15 protein-coding genes are annotated in these 17,403 nt (G+C 62.1%); 11 read left to right on the top strand and 4 right to left on the bottom strand.

Annotated elements, in window-relative coordinates; translation table 11 throughout:
* Positions 1-52: 52 nt before the first annotated feature.
* On the bottom strand, positions 53-2,509 hold the full coding sequence (locus BBD46_RS19870; RefSeq protein WP_071403398.1) for an ATP-binding protein: 2,457 nt from the start codon (positions 2,507-2,509) through the stop codon (positions 53-55).
* 263 nt (positions 2,510-2,772) lie between these two features.
* On the opposite strand from BBD46_RS19870, the gene BBD46_RS23290 reads away from it, so the two are divergent.
* From BBD46_RS23290 to hjc, 7 genes are all read left to right on the top strand, one after another.
* Entirely contained in the window at positions 2,773-4,011 is a 1,239-nt protein-coding gene (locus tag BBD46_RS23290) for a DUF4157 domain-containing protein (RefSeq protein WP_253184612.1), read from the top strand.
* Between the two features lie 3 nt (positions 4,012-4,014).
* Positions 4,015-5,019 (top strand): hypothetical protein, encoded by a 1,005-nt coding sequence (locus BBD46_RS19860; RefSeq protein WP_071403397.1) that lies wholly within the window; start codon positions 4,015-4,017, stop codon positions 5,017-5,019.
* 20 nt (positions 5,020-5,039) lie between these two features.
* Positions 5,040-5,492 carry an eCIS core domain-containing protein gene (locus BBD46_RS23610; RefSeq protein ID WP_071403396.1) on the top strand — a complete coding sequence of 151 codons (453 nt, stop codon included), beginning with the start codon at positions 5,040-5,042 and terminating at the stop codon, positions 5,490-5,492.
* Positions 5,493-5,709: 217 nt separating this feature from the next.
* Positions 5,710-6,561, top strand: a complete 852-nt coding sequence (locus BBD46_RS19850) for a hypothetical protein (RefSeq protein WP_071403395.1) — start codon at positions 5,710-5,712, stop codon at positions 6,559-6,561.
* A gap of 184 nt (positions 6,562-6,745) precedes the next feature.
* On the top strand, positions 6,746-7,279 hold the full coding sequence (locus BBD46_RS19845; protein ID WP_071403394.1) for a DoxX family protein: 534 nt from the start codon (positions 6,746-6,748) through the stop codon (positions 7,277-7,279).
* A gap of 132 nt (positions 7,280-7,411) precedes the next feature.
* Entirely contained in the window at positions 7,412-8,236 is an 825-nt protein-coding gene (locus BBD46_RS19840; protein WP_071403393.1) for a CPBP family intramembrane glutamic endopeptidase, read from the top strand.
* Between the two features lie 86 nt (positions 8,237-8,322).
* On the top strand, positions 8,323-8,847 hold the full coding sequence (gene hjc, locus BBD46_RS19835) for a Holliday junction resolvase Hjc (RefSeq protein ID WP_071403392.1): 525 nt from the start codon (positions 8,323-8,325) through the stop codon (positions 8,845-8,847).
* A gap of 167 nt (positions 8,848-9,014) precedes the next feature.
* On the opposite strand, the gene BBD46_RS19830 is transcribed toward hjc, so the two are convergent.
* The 3 genes from BBD46_RS19830 to BBD46_RS19820 all read right to left on the bottom strand — a co-directional run bounded on the left by BBD46_RS19830 (position 9,015) and on the right by BBD46_RS19820 (position 12,436).
* Positions 9,015-9,698 (bottom strand): hypothetical protein, encoded by a 684-nt coding sequence (locus tag BBD46_RS19830; RefSeq protein WP_071403391.1) that lies wholly within the window; start codon positions 9,696-9,698, stop codon positions 9,015-9,017.
* An 80-nt stretch (positions 9,699-9,778) separates the two neighbouring features.
* Positions 9,779-11,671 carry an acyl-CoA dehydrogenase family protein gene (locus BBD46_RS19825; RefSeq protein WP_071403390.1) on the bottom strand — a complete coding sequence of 631 codons (1,893 nt, stop codon included), beginning with the start codon at positions 11,669-11,671 and terminating at the stop codon, positions 9,779-9,781.
* A 102-nt stretch (positions 11,672-11,773) separates the two neighbouring features.
* Positions 11,774-12,436, bottom strand: a complete 663-nt coding sequence (locus tag BBD46_RS19820; RefSeq protein ID WP_071403389.1) for an SWIM zinc finger family protein — start codon at positions 12,434-12,436, stop codon at positions 11,774-11,776.
* A 259-nt stretch (positions 12,437-12,695) separates the two neighbouring features.
* On the opposite strand from BBD46_RS19820, the gene pspAB reads away from it, so the two are divergent.
* From pspAB to BBD46_RS19800, 4 genes are all read left to right on the top strand, one after another.
* Positions 12,696-13,301, top strand: coding sequence for a PspA-associated protein PspAB (gene pspAB / locus BBD46_RS19815; protein ID WP_071403388.1), 606 nt, complete (start codon positions 12,696-12,698; stop codon positions 13,299-13,301).
* 478 nt (positions 13,302-13,779) lie between these two features.
* Entirely contained in the window at positions 13,780-15,024 is a 1,245-nt protein-coding gene (locus BBD46_RS19810; protein WP_071403387.1) for an aminotransferase class V-fold PLP-dependent enzyme, read from the top strand.
* 226 nt (positions 15,025-15,250) lie between these two features.
* A complete protein-coding gene (locus BBD46_RS19805; RefSeq protein WP_071403386.1) occupies positions 15,251-16,414 on the top strand; it encodes a PGF-CTERM-anchored ABC transporter substrate-binding protein in 1,164 nt (387 codons plus the stop codon).
* Positions 16,415-16,427: 13 nt separating this feature from the next.
* Positions 16,428-17,321 carry an ABC transporter substrate-binding protein gene (locus BBD46_RS19800; RefSeq protein ID WP_071403385.1) on the top strand — a complete coding sequence of 298 codons (894 nt, stop codon included), beginning with the start codon at positions 16,428-16,430 and terminating at the stop codon, positions 17,319-17,321.
* Positions 17,322-17,403 lie beyond the last annotated feature (82 nt).

Genomic DNA, 17,403 nt, shown 5'->3' with positions numbered 1-17,403 from the left:
TGGTAGCGAGCCGCCGTCTCTCCGTTTTGTTCTATCACTCGACAGAGGGTTGTTACTCCGCCTTTCCCGCTGACTCCTCACCGTAGGTTCGTTTGAGCTCCGCTCGCCAGTCGCGGTCGACGCTGGCGCTGTCGTAGCTGCGCCGTTTGTCGTCGTACTCTCGGAAGTCGACCTCGAAGCCACCACCGCCCGCTTCGCGTGCGTACTGGAGGGCGAGGATGACGTGTTCGAAGGTGATCGTCACGTCAGCGAGCGAGTTCGGACCTGTACCTGCACCTGTGCCTGCGCTTGCACCACCAGCCTCGAACACCCGACCCTCGTGCGCCTGGGTGGCAGCGATGTACGCAGCATACTTCGCGACCTTGCGGATCAGTGCGGGCGTGATGGCGATACGCCCGAGGAACTCGTAATCGAACGTCTCGGTGTCGACGGACGCACCCTCCGGGAAAGCGTCCCGCCAGAGCTCGCGGCGGATGAGTTCCTGCGGTTTGTCGAACTGAATCGAGTGGTCGATGCGGCGTTTGAACGCCGGATCGATCCCCGTCTCCTTGTTCGTCGTCAGTAAGAGGATACCGTCGAACGACTCGAGTCGCTGGAGCAGGAAGTTGATCTCCGTGTTGGCGTAGCGGTCCGTTGCATCCGTGACTTCGGCGCGCTTGCCGAAGATGGCGTCCGCTTCGTCGAACAGCAAAATCGCGTTCGAGCGTTCGGCCTCGTCCAGCAGCGTCGCCAGCCGGCTCTCGGTTTCGCCGATGTACTTGTTAATTACCTGCGAGAGATCGACGCGGTAGAGGTCGAGACCGGTCTCGGCCGCGACGATCTCTGCGGCCATCGTCTTCCCGGTCCCCGGCTGGCCGTAAAAGAGCGCCACGATGCCGTCGCCGCGGCTGCCAGGCTCGCCAAAGCCCCACTCGCTGGTGACCGGGCCGCGATACTGGAGGTGGCCGGCCAGCTCCCGGAGGTGGGTCATCGGTTTGTCGTTGAGCGAGATGTCCTCCCAGGTGTAGCCCGGTTCGAGCGGTTCCGCGAGGGACTCGAGTGTGGACGCGGAGTAGCGCTTGCAGGCTTCGTAGCAGTGTTCGCGGGTGAGTGTACTGTCGACGGGAGCGAATGAGTCGTCGGTGCAGTCGTCGCTCACGTCGCGGTTAGCCTCGTCGCGGTCACCCGTCCCGCCATCAGTTCGGCAGAGATACCGCGCCGTCCTCACTGCGCGACGGATGTCACGCTGTGGAAGCCGGAAGTTCGTCGCGAGGACCGCGGGGAGCGTCTCGTCGGCGAACTCCGCGGCGTACTCCTCCCAGACGGCCAGACGCGTCTCGTACTCGGGGAACGGACAGTCGCAGGTCTCGAGTCGGTGTGTCGTGAGGTCCACGTCGGGCGTCCACGACTCGGTGTGGCTCAGGAAGACATCGCCGGGCGCGTCGTCCATACGCTCGACGAGAGCGTCGATGCTGGGATAGTCGTCGGCAGTCGACGGTGTAAGCACTTCCTCACCGTCGTCGATGGTTGGATCGTCGTCCCGTACAGTCACCGTCTCGAGTCCCTCGAGATGGATCGCAGCATCCTGCAGGGCCGCTTCCCGACAGAGACGGGTGAGCAGGTCGTTTTCGAGCACGGCAGCGCCATCGGCACGCAAAATCGGCGTCTCCGGATCGGTGAGTGCACCGGGGAGTCGGTCTTTACCGGTGCCGTCCTCGCCCGAGAGGTAGTAGATCGTCGGCCGATCGGAATCGCGTGAGCGCGCAGCGATTCCCTCGAGTACGTTGGCAGTCTCCTCGGGAAAGACGAGGTCTTCGGGCGTGCGCTCGTGAGACTCGATAGTGACATGCTCGGAGAGCGGAGGGCCGAGACTATCGTCACCCTTGAGATACCGGACGATACGGTCGTCGACGGTGAGCGTATCGAAACTCGAGGGATCGCTAGGCTCCTGTGGGATGCGCTCGAGGAGCCCGTATTCGAAGAGAGGCGACGCGGGTGCCAGTGGCGAGGCGTAGTCGGTCGATGATCTGTCGGACCCGTCGGACCCGTCAGATTCGTCGGATCCGTCGCATCCGGAGTCGGCCCCGAGATAGCCGAGGATTCGCTCGAGAAGGTCGATCGACGGATACTGGGCACTGTTCACGCCACAGATTTTCCCATATGTCGTCGTGATCGAGCGATCGAACTCCGGTGCGAGGACGATCAATAACACGTCGAGCTCGGCCCGCGAGAGGTCGAACGCCCGTTTGATCGTCTCGATCGGGAGGTCGACACCGGCTTCGCGGGCGGCCGTTGCATCGGCATCGATCCGTTCGGCGCGAGCCGCGAGTTCGGCCCGGAGATCTCCACCGCTGTCTGTCACGGTTCCGTCCCCGCTCGAGACCGCGCGAATGCGCGACGCAACTGGTACGAATTGACCGGCACTCGTCCGTGTTTCTCCCCGGGAATCGCGTTCGGCCAGTAGTCGCTTGAAAAGCCACTGGAGCCGATCGAACTCGGCTTGCAGGTGGTCTCCAGCGTGATCGTACATACTACCGACTAGCTGCTTTTTTACTAATATATGATGGTTCGATACTACTCTCCCCTTTCAAACAGTAGCTACAACGTGTCGGGTGCCTTTACTCGAGTTGGCTCTATGCGTAAATTCATCTCTCGAAGCGGAGATTCTGACTGGTGCTTCAGAACGTCCGAGAGTAACTATTAAGCACTATTAGTTTAAATTTTAACAAAATGAGTTGCTGGACTGGTACTTACTGCCGGCAATTCACGACCTCCAACGTGGTGAGTCGGTAGATGGGAGGGAAACGGACACGCAAGCGAGCATCGACATCGACCGACTCCGACAAGTCTCCGAAGTCAGAGTCAGAAGCCAAGCGTCGCTCCTCGAGTTCGACTCGATCGAAGAGTCGACTCGGCCCACTGGACGGAACCGCAGCGTTCGATCAGGGTATCGGCGACGATATCAACGCCCTGACCGGCCGGCCCGAGGGATTCGACGCGAGGGTCGAGGCGAATCAACCCGAGTTCGAGCCGCTCCCAACTGGTCCGGACGCGCATATTCAGCGTGCACTCGAGGGAACCGACACCACGCAGGACGAGGTTCCCGGTACAGTCCTCGATGTGCTCGGCCAGGGAGGGAAGCCGTTAGACGGCCCGATCCAGCGGGCGCTCGAAGACCGCATGGATGCGGACTTCTCGAACGTTCGGATTCATACTGGTGGGAGGGCGGCTGAAGCGGCCGACGAGATCGACGCGAAGGCGTTCACCTGTGGGAACGATATCGTGTTCAACTCGGGCGAGTACGATACCGAGAATCCGGAAGGCCAGCATCTGCTGGCCCACGAGCTGGCGCACGTCAAACAGCAGAACGGCGGTGCGTCCATCTCGATGATGCCCAAGGAGGGCGCTGATCTCGAGATTGATCCAGATCCGCAACTCGAGCGGGAAGCGGATCTGGCGGCTGAACAGGCGCTCTCCGGTGAGGGCCCGCTGGTGGTCAATCGGATGGGGACGGACGTACACGTGCAGCGGTCGACAAAAGACGAGACGCCTGAGGAGTTTGTTGATCTTCTTCAGGAAGGTGAGGATGGTACATTTGAGGCAGACAACGAGACCTTTAAAGAGTACGTCAAGGACGGATTCGGACCACTAGGGGCGCTCATAGAGAAAACGTCCGAAATATTCGGGAATATCGGAAGGGGCGCTCGTGAGATGGATCAGGAAGACTGGGGTGAAGTCGCGGTCAAAACCGGACTCAAAATAGTGACCGCGGGTGCTGCTGGCGAAGTTCTTGACAACGGCCAGGACGTCGCAACTCAAGCAGCGAATCAAGCGAAAACCACTGCCGAAAATAAGGTCGCCAAACCAGACAGCCTTCAGGATATGGGGGTTTCAGAAGAGTGGGAAAGTATTCTCGCATACTCACCGAGCCAATGGGCTTCCAAAATCAAGGATGAGGCTGTCAAAGCCGCTAAAGCTTCCACTGGTGATGGGAAGCGGCCAGATAGGGTCCCAAGCGCAGAGGAGGTGTGAATTATGAAGGCAATCATGGGAGAAGAAGACGACGAAGGAGTCGGTTTAAGAGTGGTTGATAACAACGGCGTAAGTCACGGAATTTCAGTTCTATTTGATGGTGAAATAGACTACCACGAACAAGACGGTTATCCAGATGACCCCGACGACCGCACCGAAGCGGGCAACGAGCACGTCAATCAGGCTCGCCGGTTTGCCCGCTACTGGGTGTACCGTAAACGCGGCTACGATACGCTCGAGCCGACGAAGAACCCGGATCAAATCACCCAGACGGCCGCAGCGTTGAAGCCCCTTTCAGCGGATGCAGCCAATTCGTTCTTCGGAGACCTCTACCAGCACCTGCGGAGTATCTATACCGACGCCGAGTCATCGGTCAGGATGCCCGACGGGGTCACACCCGAAGAGGCAGTCTATCAACAGGACTTCTACCTCGGGATGGACCCGGAGACGGCTAGCACCTACGCGGATGTACTGACTGACCCCGACGTCGTTGACCTACTTGAGGACGAAGTTGCAGGAACAGGTGTTGACGAACTGGATGCTGAGGGGATCGCTGACGCCGCCGGTGTCGACCTCGAGTCAATGCCGAACATCCGAGATGGGGCACTCGTCGAAGCTGTCTCGGACGTTCACGTCCATTGGGACGATGCACTCGGACAGTATCACACCCAATGGGGCACACAGCCCGATCTCGAGCGCGAGCCTGATGCCCGCATCGAAATTTTCGCGTATGAACCTGACTCGATCATTGATCTAAAAACCCAGCTCGTCCGAAACCTAGTCTGTCAGGTCCGAGATTGCTACCTCGCAATGGGTATTGCTCCACCCGAATCGTTCCGAATCTTGGGTCACGGACGCCACGATGCTTCGACGTGGTACTCCCACTACGACTTCTACGACGAGTACTTCGATCCGGATGCAGAAATCAGCACGTGGTACGAAGAACAGACTCCTGAGAACGCGTACGAACACGAGGGAGAGACACGGCGCGCCCAACCCAACACTTGACTTACTCTATAGGAATTCATATGGCTTATTTTGGCCATGATGGCCAAGAACAGGTCACAACGGCGATCGAATCCGACAGGGTATCCGACGCTCGTTTCGAGGTACCACGCCTGTTCGGTCGCGATCAGGGAGAGATCCAGCGCGCCCTCAAGGGCACTGGCACGAGTCAAGACGAGGTGCATAACACGGTGCTTAACGTGCTCGGTGATGGCGGTCAATCGTTAGACCAGCCGATTCAGCGTGCACTCGAGGAGCGCATGGACGCTGACTTCTTGAACGTCCGTATCCACCCGGGCACAAGGACCGTCGAGGTCGCCGACGTGATTGCCGCGACCGCACTCGGGGACGCCACTGCCAGCACTGTCATCGACGAGGTGGTGTCGCTCTTTGACGGGCAACTACAGGCGCTGGTTTTTGAGGTTCACCAAGAGCGCTGGATCGATGACCGACGAAGGGCACGACAGTCTGACTGACGAAGTAGCCGAGTTGTGAGATACCGTCTCCGAGGGCCAGCACGTGATCGAGGAAACGCGGATAACCCTCAGTGTCCCTCGAAGACGAAGTCCACAACAAACTTAGTCAAACGGCCGCTGGTATTGCTAACGTGGGGCTTGGTGCCGATACAATCTTCCTTGGCTGTCTGAGCGGCCACCACGCTGAAAGTGGCTGGGTGTGACGGTCACGTATCGAATGGCCGAGCCGTCGCCCGAAGCCGCTGATATGAGCACATCGAACGCGGAGGACGTACGCGAGTCTGCAGCGGCTGTAGACAGTGAGACCACCGAGACCACCACAACTGCCGATAGTGACGGCGAACCGACGGCACACCAACTCCCGCCCGAACCGGACCCCGACTCGTACTCGATCGGACCGCTACTCACCCACTCGCAGATCGACGCGGACGGCCCACTCGAGATCAGCCTCGCTATCGAGGGCGCTGGCTCGCTCGACGATCCCGACCTCGACGTCTTTCTCAGGCGTGAGCGGATCAATCCGGGCGAGCAGATCGAACTCGGTGTCTTCGTCTCCGGCTGTGGCAGCGTTTCTGCGGACGCGCTCAGCGTCTTTCACGGCCACGACGGCGTTCTCGACCTGGAAGAGCCGGGAACGATTCGTCGCAACGCCGCCGGCCGCGGAGCCGCTCGCTCTCGCGAAGCGGGCGATACGGATTCGAACTCGAGTCCCCCTCCTCGATCGGACGCGCCGGAGTCGCCTGGCCCGTCCGTGTTCCAGCCGGACGTCGACGCCGCTGGCGGCAGCGAGTACGGGCTTCGACAGAAGCCCCTCGACGGTAATCGGCGCGAGGAGCCGGCGTACATACTCGAGTGCAATACGCGAGCGGATGCGCCGCCGGGGCGGTATTCGGTGCCGGTGGTGCTCACCTATCGTACCGAGGCTGGGATCAAACAGGTGAAACACGTCCAGACGGTGCGGGTGAACAGCGTGCGAGAGCGCTGGGAGCCGTGGGTGACCCGGAGTGCGCTCGTGCTCGGTGTCGTCGGTGCTATCAGTCTGTTCTATGCGGTTGGCCCGGGGTTTTGAGCGTGAGCTCGGTTTGGGTGTGGCCTCGGTTTGAGTGTGTCCTCGATTTCTGAGCGGGCGCTGTCTGGATATCTGCCCGCGAAAAAACGGCTTCTCTGGTCGGAACGGTTTCCTGCCGGCTGGGAACGGTTGTCCCGTTATACGTGTTATGAGGTCCAACCTGTATCTGTAGAGGTGACCGATAATGGAAACAACTTCGACGAACCGGTTGGAAAGTCGCCTCGGTGGCGTGACGATCGACGGGCGGCCACACCAACTGAGCGCGTGGGCGGTCGTCGGACTCCGGCTTCTGATGGGCTGGGTGATGGTGACTGCGGGCTGGGGAAAACTGACCGGTGAGTTCAGCGCCTACGGGTATCTTGCCAACGTCGATCCGGCGAGCCCGGTGAGTGGACTGTACGGACTGATGGCGGCGAGCGAGCCGTTGATGGGCGCTGTCGACGTCATCGTCCCAGTCACGCAGGTGCTTATCGGCGTCGCGCTGATCGCAGGCGCGTTCGTCCGCCTCGCGGCACTCGGAGCAGCATTCCAGATGGTGCTGTTCTACTTCGGTAGCTGGGAGGTCGCTGGCGGCCTGGTCAACGACCAGCTCGTCTACGCGGCGGTCTTCCTGGCACTTGGTGCGTTCGCGGCCGGCCGAATCCTCGGCCTGGACCGCTACATCGAGACGCACCCGATCGTAGAGCGCTTCCCGGCGCTTCGCTACCTGCTCGGCTGACGAGGGCGGCTACGCACCGGCCGTTCCTCTCCTTCTGTCTCTTTCTGTTGTGTTCTCGGAGGCTCACGGAGACACGTCAACCGGAATACGAGAGAGGAACGCCCAAGAGGCCAGCCGTCCAATCGCCACGATATGGAAACGTCCCCACAGCAACGGACGGACGGGCCGCTCCGATCGACCCTCGTCGGCTTCGGCCTCGCACTCCTCGGCTTGGTCGCCGCTGAATTCGTCACGCTTCCGGCGTTCCTGCTCGATCCAACGCTGCTCGAGTCACCGGGTGACGCCTCGAACGCCGCAATCTTCGTCCTCCTCACCCTGAACTTCGTCGGTTTCTTCCTCGTCGGAGGGTTGTACCTCCGCTATACGGGACGAGGCTGGGACTGGCTCGATCTCGAGTGGCCCTCGCGTCGTGGCTGGATCTACGTCGGTATCGGTATCGTTGGCAGCATCGCGTTCGTGATGGTCGTCAATCTCGTCGCAACGGTGCTTCAGTTGCCCTCCTCCGAGAATCAGGTGATGACACTGGTCGGTGACGACCCGAACATGATTCTGCTCATGATCGTGATCGTCTTCCTCTTCAACGCGCCCGCAGAGGAGTTCCTCTTCCGGAACGTAATTCAGAAGCGGCTGTACGCCGGCTTCTCCCGGATCGGTGCGGTTATCGTCACGAGCGCCATCTTCGCGCTGGTCCACATCCCTGCCTACGCGCTGGCAGCCGATGGATCGCTTGCCCCGCTCGGCGCGATTGGCGTTTCGCTCGCCGTCGTCTTCGGTGGCTCGCTGATCTTCGGCTACCTCTACGCACGGACCGACAACCTGCTCGTCCCGACGGCAGCCCACGCCGCATTTAACGCGATTCAGTTCGCGATTCTCTATCTCGTGGTCCGATTCGCACCGGAGGAACTCGAGACGGCGATGGCGCTCGCTGGGGGTCTCGTCGGTGCGCTTCCACTGTAACGCCACGACAACTGGCTGACCATTTTCGCAGCGCTCCGGGCTGGCGCTTCGCCCGGTTTATTACCACCCCTCGACGAACTACCCGTATGTCTCAGGCGAAGGGCGACCGCCGCGAACGCGAACTCGTCAACGAACTCGACGAGGCCGGTTTCGCGGTGATGCGCGCGCCCGCAAGCGGTTCAGCGACGGAACGCGAACTCCCCGACGTACTCGCCGGCGACGGCGAACAGTTCTACGCGATCGAAGCCAAATCAAGTGCCGGCGACCCGATCTATCTCACCGGCGAAGAGGTCGAGGCGCTCATCTACTTCGCACAGAACTTCGGCGCGAAACCCCGAATCGGCGTCCGGTTCGACCGCGAAGATTGGTACTTTTTCCACCCTGCAGACCTGCACGTCACTGACGGAGGAAACTACCGCGTGAAGAAGGAGACCGCACTCGCCGACGGCACCGACTTCGCGGAGTTCGTCGGTGCCTCGGAAAAGGTCACGCTGGATGAACTCGGTGACGAAGGCGGCGACGATGGTCCTGACGAGGATGTCCTTCGGGTCCTCAACGCAGTCGAACAGGGCGTGATGGACATCGAGGAAGCGGCGCGGGCACTCGAGTAGGATCGACGAACGGGTGTCGTTTAGCGCGGATGTGGTTCGATGAGTGTTGTTTGGCGGTCGAAACACGCTCTACCGCCTCGTCGCGACGATGAAGATGCCGGCCAGAACGGCTTCACAGAGATGGGAAGCGGTGTAGCTTTCAAACGGACGGAGTGATCGGTGGCTAGTCAGTCCGTGTTCCCTCGCCGGACCCACGCGAAATAGATTACCGTCACGCCGGCGAAAAACAGCGCAAAGCGCGTGAAGAGGAGACCGTGGTCTGGAGTCCCGTCGTATCTGACCCCGTCGACAGCGTACAGCTGTCCCTCGTGTTCGATCGGCAGCGCTTGTTCGAATTCCGGGACCCGCTCGTCGTAGAGCTGAACTGATCCCGTCTCGACTGCAGTCTGAACGTCGTCGGACGCCTCGTTACTCGGGATTGCGGCGTACTCGAGTGCCTCCATCATCGAAACCTCGCGGAGCGTCAGCACCGTCGTCTCTTCGGACTGGTTCAGTTCGGGAACGTAATACTCCCCATCGAGTTGGACGACGTCGTACCGTGCGTTCTGTCGCTGGTGAACGTCGTGGTCGCCGGTCTGGTCATCCGTGAGAGTCCCGTCGAACTCGAGCCCCCCGTGCTCGAGGACCGTCCGCTCGAGTGCGCAGGGTCGTTCGCCCTGGGAACCACACGACAGTATCGATTCGGACAGGGAGAGCGCCTGAGAGGCCTCGGTTCTAGTTTCGACCGTGTCGACTTCGTACGTGATTTCAGTCGCTTGTCCGTCCAGATTGCCAGGAGAGAGATACAGCGGGTTCAGAAGCAACGAAATTCCGACGAGCAAGAGCGTCGCCGTCAAAATAGTTTGCTTCATCTACATCTTCGAACAAATTGCTTCTAGTAATACGTTTCGACACCGGTTTTGCACGACGCGGTCCGAATCCGCTCACGGCATCAATCGTCGGCTGCAACGGCGTCCGTAATCGAGTCCGGCTCGACCGGCGTATACCGAACTACGGCATCGAACTGCTCTATCGGGAACCGGTCACCGCTCGTGATTCCGCGCGCATCTCGGTCCGCAAGTTCTCGCGAGACGAATCGCGTTGCGACGAGTGCCAGTCGCCCGTTCTCATCCTCGTCCAGGTCGCGCTGCGCGCGCTCGAGCAACAACGCAGCGGTGAAGACATCGAAGACGTAGTGTGCGAGGCGCTTTGCAGACAGTTGCGCGTACTCGGAGTCCTCACCAGCGAGCGTCGCGAGCGCGCCCATCAGGTCGTGGAACTCGCCCTCGACCGTCGCGGCGGCGTCTGCCAGCGCTGGATGCGAAACGTACTCGAGTCGCTCGCTGATCGCGGTCTGCAGCGGTTCGTGAGCGTCCTCGCGTTCGAGCGCTCGGAGGACGTCCAGCGAGAGAATGTTCTCGGTGCCTTCCCAGATTGGAAGCACTTGCGCGTCCCGGAGCAGGCGGTTGGTGACGAAGTCGTTCACGTAGCCGTTGCCGCCGTGGATCTCCATCCCGTAGGAGGCGGTGTCGACGGCCATGCGGGCTGTGCGGGCCTTGGCGATGGGGATCAGTAGCCGCATGAGCCGGTAGGCGTCGTCCGCCGTCTCGTTCGGTCCCCCGGAGTCACCGGTGCCTCGCGCTGTGCCTCGTTCCGCCCGTTCACGCTCCGAGAGTAGCCGCGCCGCCTCGAAGGTGTACGTCGTCGCGGCCTCGTGGGTGACCGCCATGTCGACCAGATCAGCACGCATGAGCGGGTACTGGTCGATGGTCTCGCCGAAGGCCTCGCGATTTGCGGCGTAGATTTTGCTCTCGAGGAGGACGCGGCCGATGATGCCACAGGAGGCGGCCGCGTTCGAGAGGCGTTCGAGGTTGAGCATCTCGGCCATCTGCCGGAAGCCGTGTTCCTCCTCGCCGACGAGGTACGCCTTCGCGCCGGTAAACTCGACCTCACCGGTCGGCACGGAGATGGTGCCGAGTTTATCCTTCAGCCGGCGGTAGTACTGATCGTTGACGTCCTCGGGCGAGAGCGGGCCATCTTCGCGCCGCTGTCCCTTGGTCAGGGGGCCGTCACGGTCGCGGTTCGTGTTGTCCGGATCTCCGTGAGGCACGAGAAACATCGAGAGGCCCGCGGTTCCCGCCGGTGCGTCCTCGGTTCGGGCGAGCGCGAGGGTTCCTTCGGCGTCGATGTTCGAACAGAACCACTTCTCGCCGGTGAGTCGCCAACAGCCCGCGCGCTCATCCCACTCGGCGCGGGTCTCGTTCGCGCCGACGTCGCTGCCGCCTTGCTTTTCGGTGAGGAACATCGCGCCCTCGATCAGGTCCTCGTAGTCGCGACTCGTGAGGGCGTCGTAGTATTCACGCAGTACGTCGTCCTCGCGACCGAACTTCTCGAGGACGAGCGCCGCGCCGGCGGTCATCGCGACCGGGCAGTCGAAGCCAGGATCCGCGTAGGAGAGCAGGTACTGCATCGCGAGGTTGTGCGAGAGCGGCATCGGCTCGTCGCGACCCGGCGGCGCTTCAAAAGAGTCCGCGACGATGCCCTGCTCGTATGCGAGGCGTTCGTTCTCGTACTGTGTTTCCGGATATCGAACCCAGTTTTGCACCTCGCCGTACTTGTCGTAGGGCTCGAGTTCGGGACCGTGATCGTCGATGTCGTCGGCGTTGTCCGCGATGGTGAGGCCGACGGTTTCGCCGAACGCGGAAAGTCGAGATTCGGCCCAGTCGAACTCGCTGTCGGTGTAGACGCGCCGAATCACGCGCTGGAGCGTCTGATCGAGTTCCCAGTAGTTGACGTGCCGCCCTTCCTCGAAGGTGCCGTAATCGATTCCGGCGTCCGTGTCCATGTACGTAATTGTTACCTCATCTCAATAAAACGGGAGCAACGAAACAGTTTCTCGGTTGGGTACTGTTTCCGTTCGGTCCGGAACGCGTGCTCGGACGGCGTCTCAGGCGCGCTTCTCGAGTCGCGTCCGCGGGAAGACGTACACCCGAAGCGAGTTGGGGACGACACCGTTCGGCCGCACGGTTGCATGCGGGTAGACGACGCCGACAACGGGCACGTCCGGGTCGTATTCCGAGTTCGTGCCGTACTCCGCGACAGTGCAATCTGCCGCGTCGATCCGGACCGCGTCCGCCCGCAGGTCCGAGATGTCGACGACGGTGAGCCGGTCGCCTGTCTCGCGGTCGACCACTGTGTCGCCCGGCCAGAGCGTGTGTTCCTCGCAGTAGACGGGCTGTCCGGACTCCTCGTCGCTGGTGGCACCGCTGTTATCATCGTCCTCGTCGACGAAGATCGACTCGTGGCAGTCGGCGTTCTGGCACTCTACGGCAAGCTGTCCCGGTGGCGGGGTGCGGCCATCGGTGATCTCGATGGCGACGCGGCGAATGTGCTTGCAGCGAGCGCTCCGGAAGATGTGGTCCGGGCAGGTACACCGGCCCGCGCCGAGATCGACGAGGTAGGTGTGATCGCTCGCGGATTCGACCTCGTAGAGACCGTCGCCGAGCGGGAGGACGGACATCGGCTCGGTTCGCGCCCGGCGCGAGCGCTCCTCGAGTTGGTTCGGTGTCTGTACTGGAAGCGGTGCTTTCGGTGACGCTGTTGTTTTCATGGGTGCGTCGGGTGAGACTGTCGCGGAACTACTGGTCGGGTAGCTATTCATCAGAGATACGTGCTGGAGGGGCATAACGACCCTGTCCGTCGGAATCCCTGACTGCCGACTCGGGCTGACCGTCGGGTTGTGTGACAGTCTCGATGTGCCTGAGACGGTTCGATCACGGCGTGGTGGTGAACCGGTTCGATCACGGCGTGGCGATCACTGCCGGTCTACAATAGGTGAGTTCTAAGAGGATGGCTCCGTTCTCCCCGATATGGGACTGCTGGACGGACTCCGTGCCGCGCTCGGACTGCGTGCCGAGACTGACGCCAGACGCGACGCCGACCCCGAGGACCTCTTCGGGATGAGCACCGCCTATCTGACGATGGAGGCGGAGTTAGGGTACCAATCACTCGATATCGGCGCGCTCTGTTTCTCCGGCGTCGACTCCCACAGCTTCCGCGATGCGGTCGACGAAGTCGAATCGATCCTCGAGGCCGGTCAGGAAGACACCGGCACCGAGTTTGCCGTCACCGACGACGACCACGGCTACCACTGGGTCGTCCTCGAGGACAGCGATCCAGAGGATCTGATCACGAGCATGCATTTCGCCGCGGATACGTTCATCGAGCGCGGCTACGGCTCGCGGCTACTCGCCGCGGTCTTCGCCTACGAAAACCGGGGTGGACCGGCCTACTGGATCTACTCGTTCCGCCGCGGGGCCTACTACCCATTCGCGCCACGGTCCGGTCGGGAGCGGGACTCGAGTGCGGAGTTCAAACTCGAGGCTGCGCTCGATGGTGAGTTGCAGATCGAGCGCGAGAAGGAGTACTGGTATCCGCTGTGGCCGAGTCAGCGGGGGACGCATCCCTGGGAATGAGTCGGATGGGGTTGAGAATGGGTGCGAAGTGAGCCGGGAGTGGGCTGAGAGTGGGCACGAAGTGAGCCGGGAGTGGGCTGAGAGTGAGCGCGAAGTGAGGGACGTGAGTCGAAAATACGTCGAAACTAAGCTGAAATGAGGCCAGTCTCGCGGCTACCAAATATATTTGGCAACACGGCTATGGAGCTACCACCGCTATGAACTGATACGGCAGGCCGCCACATCATCCCCACACCACATCATCCGAACTGCGCCATACACAGTTCGTCGCCTGCCGCATCCCACTTCCTTCCGACTCCCATCCCGTTCGACGCACACGTATCGCCTAGCCATGGCGATGTGCGTACGCTGACCCACGGCTGATCGAGGCGAAGTTACCACTCTTGTTGCTGTCTTGCGAGATGGAGAACTGGACCGGACCGAACCAGACCGAACCGGACCGAAGGAGTGTTTTGCATCGAGGACTTCCTAGACGCCAATGAGTCACCAGCAGGCCGACGCGATCGATGTCGCGGCCATCCGCGAGGAGTTCCCGATTCTCCAGCGCGAGTTCGACGGCCAGCAGGTCGTCTACCTCGACAACGCGGCGACGACCCAGACGCCGGATCCGGTCGTCGACGCAATGAGCGACTACTACCGTGAGTCGAACGCCAACGTCCACCGCGGGATCCACCATCTGAGCCAGGAGGCCTCGGAGGCCTACGAGGTCGCCCACGACCGCGTTGCCGAGTTCATCAACGCCGACGGTCGCGAAGAGGTCATCTTCACCAAGAACACCACCGAGGGCGAGAACCTGCTCGCCTACTCCTGGGGCCTGAACGAACTCGGCCCCGAGGATACGGTCGTCCTCACGGAGATGGAACACCACGCCTCGCTGGTCACCTGGCAACAGATCGCCAAACGGACCGGGGCCAGCGTCGAGTACATCCGCGTCGACGAAACCGGTCGACTCGACATGGACCACGCTGCCGAACTCATCGACGACGACACCGCCATCGTCTCGGCGGTCCACGTCTCGAACACACTCGGCACCGTCAACCCCGTCTCCGAACTGACCGACCTCGCCCACGAGCACGACGCGCTCTCCTTTATCGACGGCGCACAGGCCGTCCCAAATCGCCCCGTCGACGTGAAGGAGATCGACGCCGACTTCTACGCCTTCTCGGGCCACAAGATGGCCGGTCCCACCGGTATCGGCGTGCTCTACGGAAAACAGGATCTCCTTGAGGACCTGAACCCGTACCTCTACGGCGGCGGCATGATCCGCAAGGTCACCTTCGAGGACTCCACCTGGGGCGAACTCCCCTGGAAGTTCGAACCGGGTACGCCACCGATCGCCGAAGCTGTCGGCCTCCACGCGGCAGTGGACTGGCTCGAAGAGATCGGTATGGATCGAATCGAGGCTCACGAGGAGGAACTCGCGGCCTACGCCCACGACCGACTCGAAGCCGAGGAAGATGTCGAGATCTACGGCCCCGAGGGCGGCCCCGACCGCGGTGGCCTCGTCAGCTTCAACCTCGAAGGTGTCCACGCCCACGACCTGACCTCGATCATGAACGACCACACGATCGCCGTCCGCGCCGGTGACCACTGTACCCAGCCGCTCCACGACAAACTCGGCGTGCCAGCGTCGACCCGCGCCTCGTTCTACGTCTACAACACGCGCGAAGAGATCGACAAGCTGATCGCCGCCCTCGACGACGCGCGGCAACTGTTCGCGTAACGCGTCACCTCGTTCTCCGCGCCTATTTGCGTCCCGATTCCTCGACCGCCACACGCGCTTTTGTCCGGGCCTCTACTCGAGTCCGAGTATGAGTACCGAGTATCCCCCGCGCGGTAGCTGTCGACTGTTGCTGCACTCTCGCGACCAACCGCGGGCGTGTCAACACGGAATGCAACTCTGATTGCGATAGTCACATATATCTTTGATTAGTGGCGACGGTACTGGTATGCACGTTCGACGAATTGGCGTTGTAGGTATTGCACTGCTCGTTGTGATCGGGTTTGTGAGCCCATTGGCGGCGGCCGGAACAGTTGGAACGACCGGAGCGGCTGGCCCGGCCGGAGCGGGACCAGCACCGACAGCCGATGCAACCGAGCCGACCTGTTCGTTCCCGCTGACCGCAACGGACGACACTGACACCGAGATCGAACTCGAGTCCCCACCTGAAACGGTTGTGACGCTCAACCCGAGCGCGGCCCAGACGATGTGGGAGATCGGTGCCGAGGAGCAGGTGGTCGGGACGACACAGCACGCTGCAAACCTCGAGGGTGCCGAGGATCGGACGAGCATCTCGACGGAGTCGGACACGATCGAACACGAGATTATCGTCGACCTCGATCCCGATCTCGTACTCGCGCCGAGCTCCGACTACGTCTCCGAGGAGGATGTCGAGACGCTTCGCGAGGCTGACGTCCCCGTCTACTACTTCGACTCCGCGGAATCGATCGACGACGTTCGCGATCGAACACACACTATCGGCTCGCTCGTCGGCGAGTGTGACGGTGCCGCCGAGACCGTCGACTGGATGGACGAGGAACTCGCCATCGTCGAGGACGCACTCGAGGGCGAGGAACGCCCGGACGTGCTCTACACCTTCTTCGGCTTCACGGCCGGCGAGGAGACGTTCATCCACGAACTGATCGAAGCCGCAGGCGGGACGAACGTCGCCGCAGAGGCGGGTATCGCGGAGTACCAGCAGCCAACCGACGAGATGATCGTCGAACAGGACCCCGAGTGGTTGGTCCTGAACACGAACTCGCCCGAGGTGCCGGACGCGCCGGCCTACGACTCTACGACCGCCGTCGAGACCAACCAGACTGTCACGGTCGACGTCAACCACTTGAACCGGCCCGGGCCGCGCGTCGTCCACGCGGTGGCGGCGATGGCCGAGGCGTTCCACCCGGAGGCGTACGCCGAGGCGGTTGCTGACGCCGAAACGGAATCCGAGACGGACGCTGACGACAAGTCCCAAGCTGACTCTGACTCCGACTCCGACACCACCGACGACTCGGACGGTATCCCCGGGTTCGGCATCGTTCCTGCTGGCGCTGCACTCCTCGCCCTGCTCGGCTCGCTCGCCGTGATCCGTCACGGTGATAGGAATCCGTGAGAAGATCCCTCGTATGAGTCGCAACGTTATCTCAACGTCGCCGTCGTCGACGGAGATCCTGTACGCCCTCGGCGTCGAACCCGTCGCCGTCTCGCACGCCTGTGACTTTCCACCCGAGGCCGCCGACCTGCCGACGATCGACGTCTCGAAGGTCGACGCCGAAGCCAGCGCCGATCGCCACGAACAGGTCCGCGCTGCAACCGCGAACGGCCACCTCTACCAGATGGACGCCGAGCGAATCGACGACGCCGACCCCGATCTGATCGTCACGCAGGGCGTCTGCGGCGTCTGCGCGGTCGACGACGTGCTCGTCGACGAGACGCTCGCCGACCTCGACGCCGACCCCGAGGTGCTCGCACTCGACGCCAGTCGACTCGAGGACGTACTCGAGTGCGTCCACGATGTCGGCCAAGCCACCGGCACCGAAGCCCGCGCGGACGAGCTCGTTGCCGACCTGCGAGAGCGGATCGCCACCCTGGAGGAACGGGTGCCAGCAGCACCCCGCCCGCGAACGGCGGTACTCGAGTGGATGGATCCCGCCCGGCCCGCCGGCACCTGGGTACCGGACGTGGTCGACCTCGCGGGCGGCGAGTACGGGCTGAGTGAGCCGGGCGAGCGCTCGGCACCGGTCGAGTGGGACAGCTTTCTCGAGTACGATCCGGAAGTGCTGGTGGTGGCTCCCTGCGGATTCGACGCGGAGCGTACGCGCGAGCAGTTCGGTGAGCTGTCGGATCGACCGGGTTGGGAGGACATAACGGCGGTTCGCGAGGAGCGGGTGTTTATCCTCGACGGTGGCGCGTATCTGACGCGGTGGACGCCGCGGCTGGTCGACGCTGCGGAGCGATTGGCGACGCTCTGTCACCCCGATGAGTTCGGGGAGCCGCCGGCGGATGTTGTTCGACTCTGAGTTCGATTGGTTGCGTGTCCGATTGAATGGTATTCGTGAACCCACCGCGGAGCGGAGCACTTATCGCCCGCTTCTGAAAACG

It is taken from the genome of Natrialba sp. SSL1 (genome assembly GCF_001861355.1).
In the GTDB taxonomy this organism is placed as follows: Archaea; Halobacteriota; Halobacteria; order Halobacteriales; family Natrialbaceae; genus Natrialba.
This window is presented reverse-complemented; position numbering and strand designations above follow the sequence as displayed.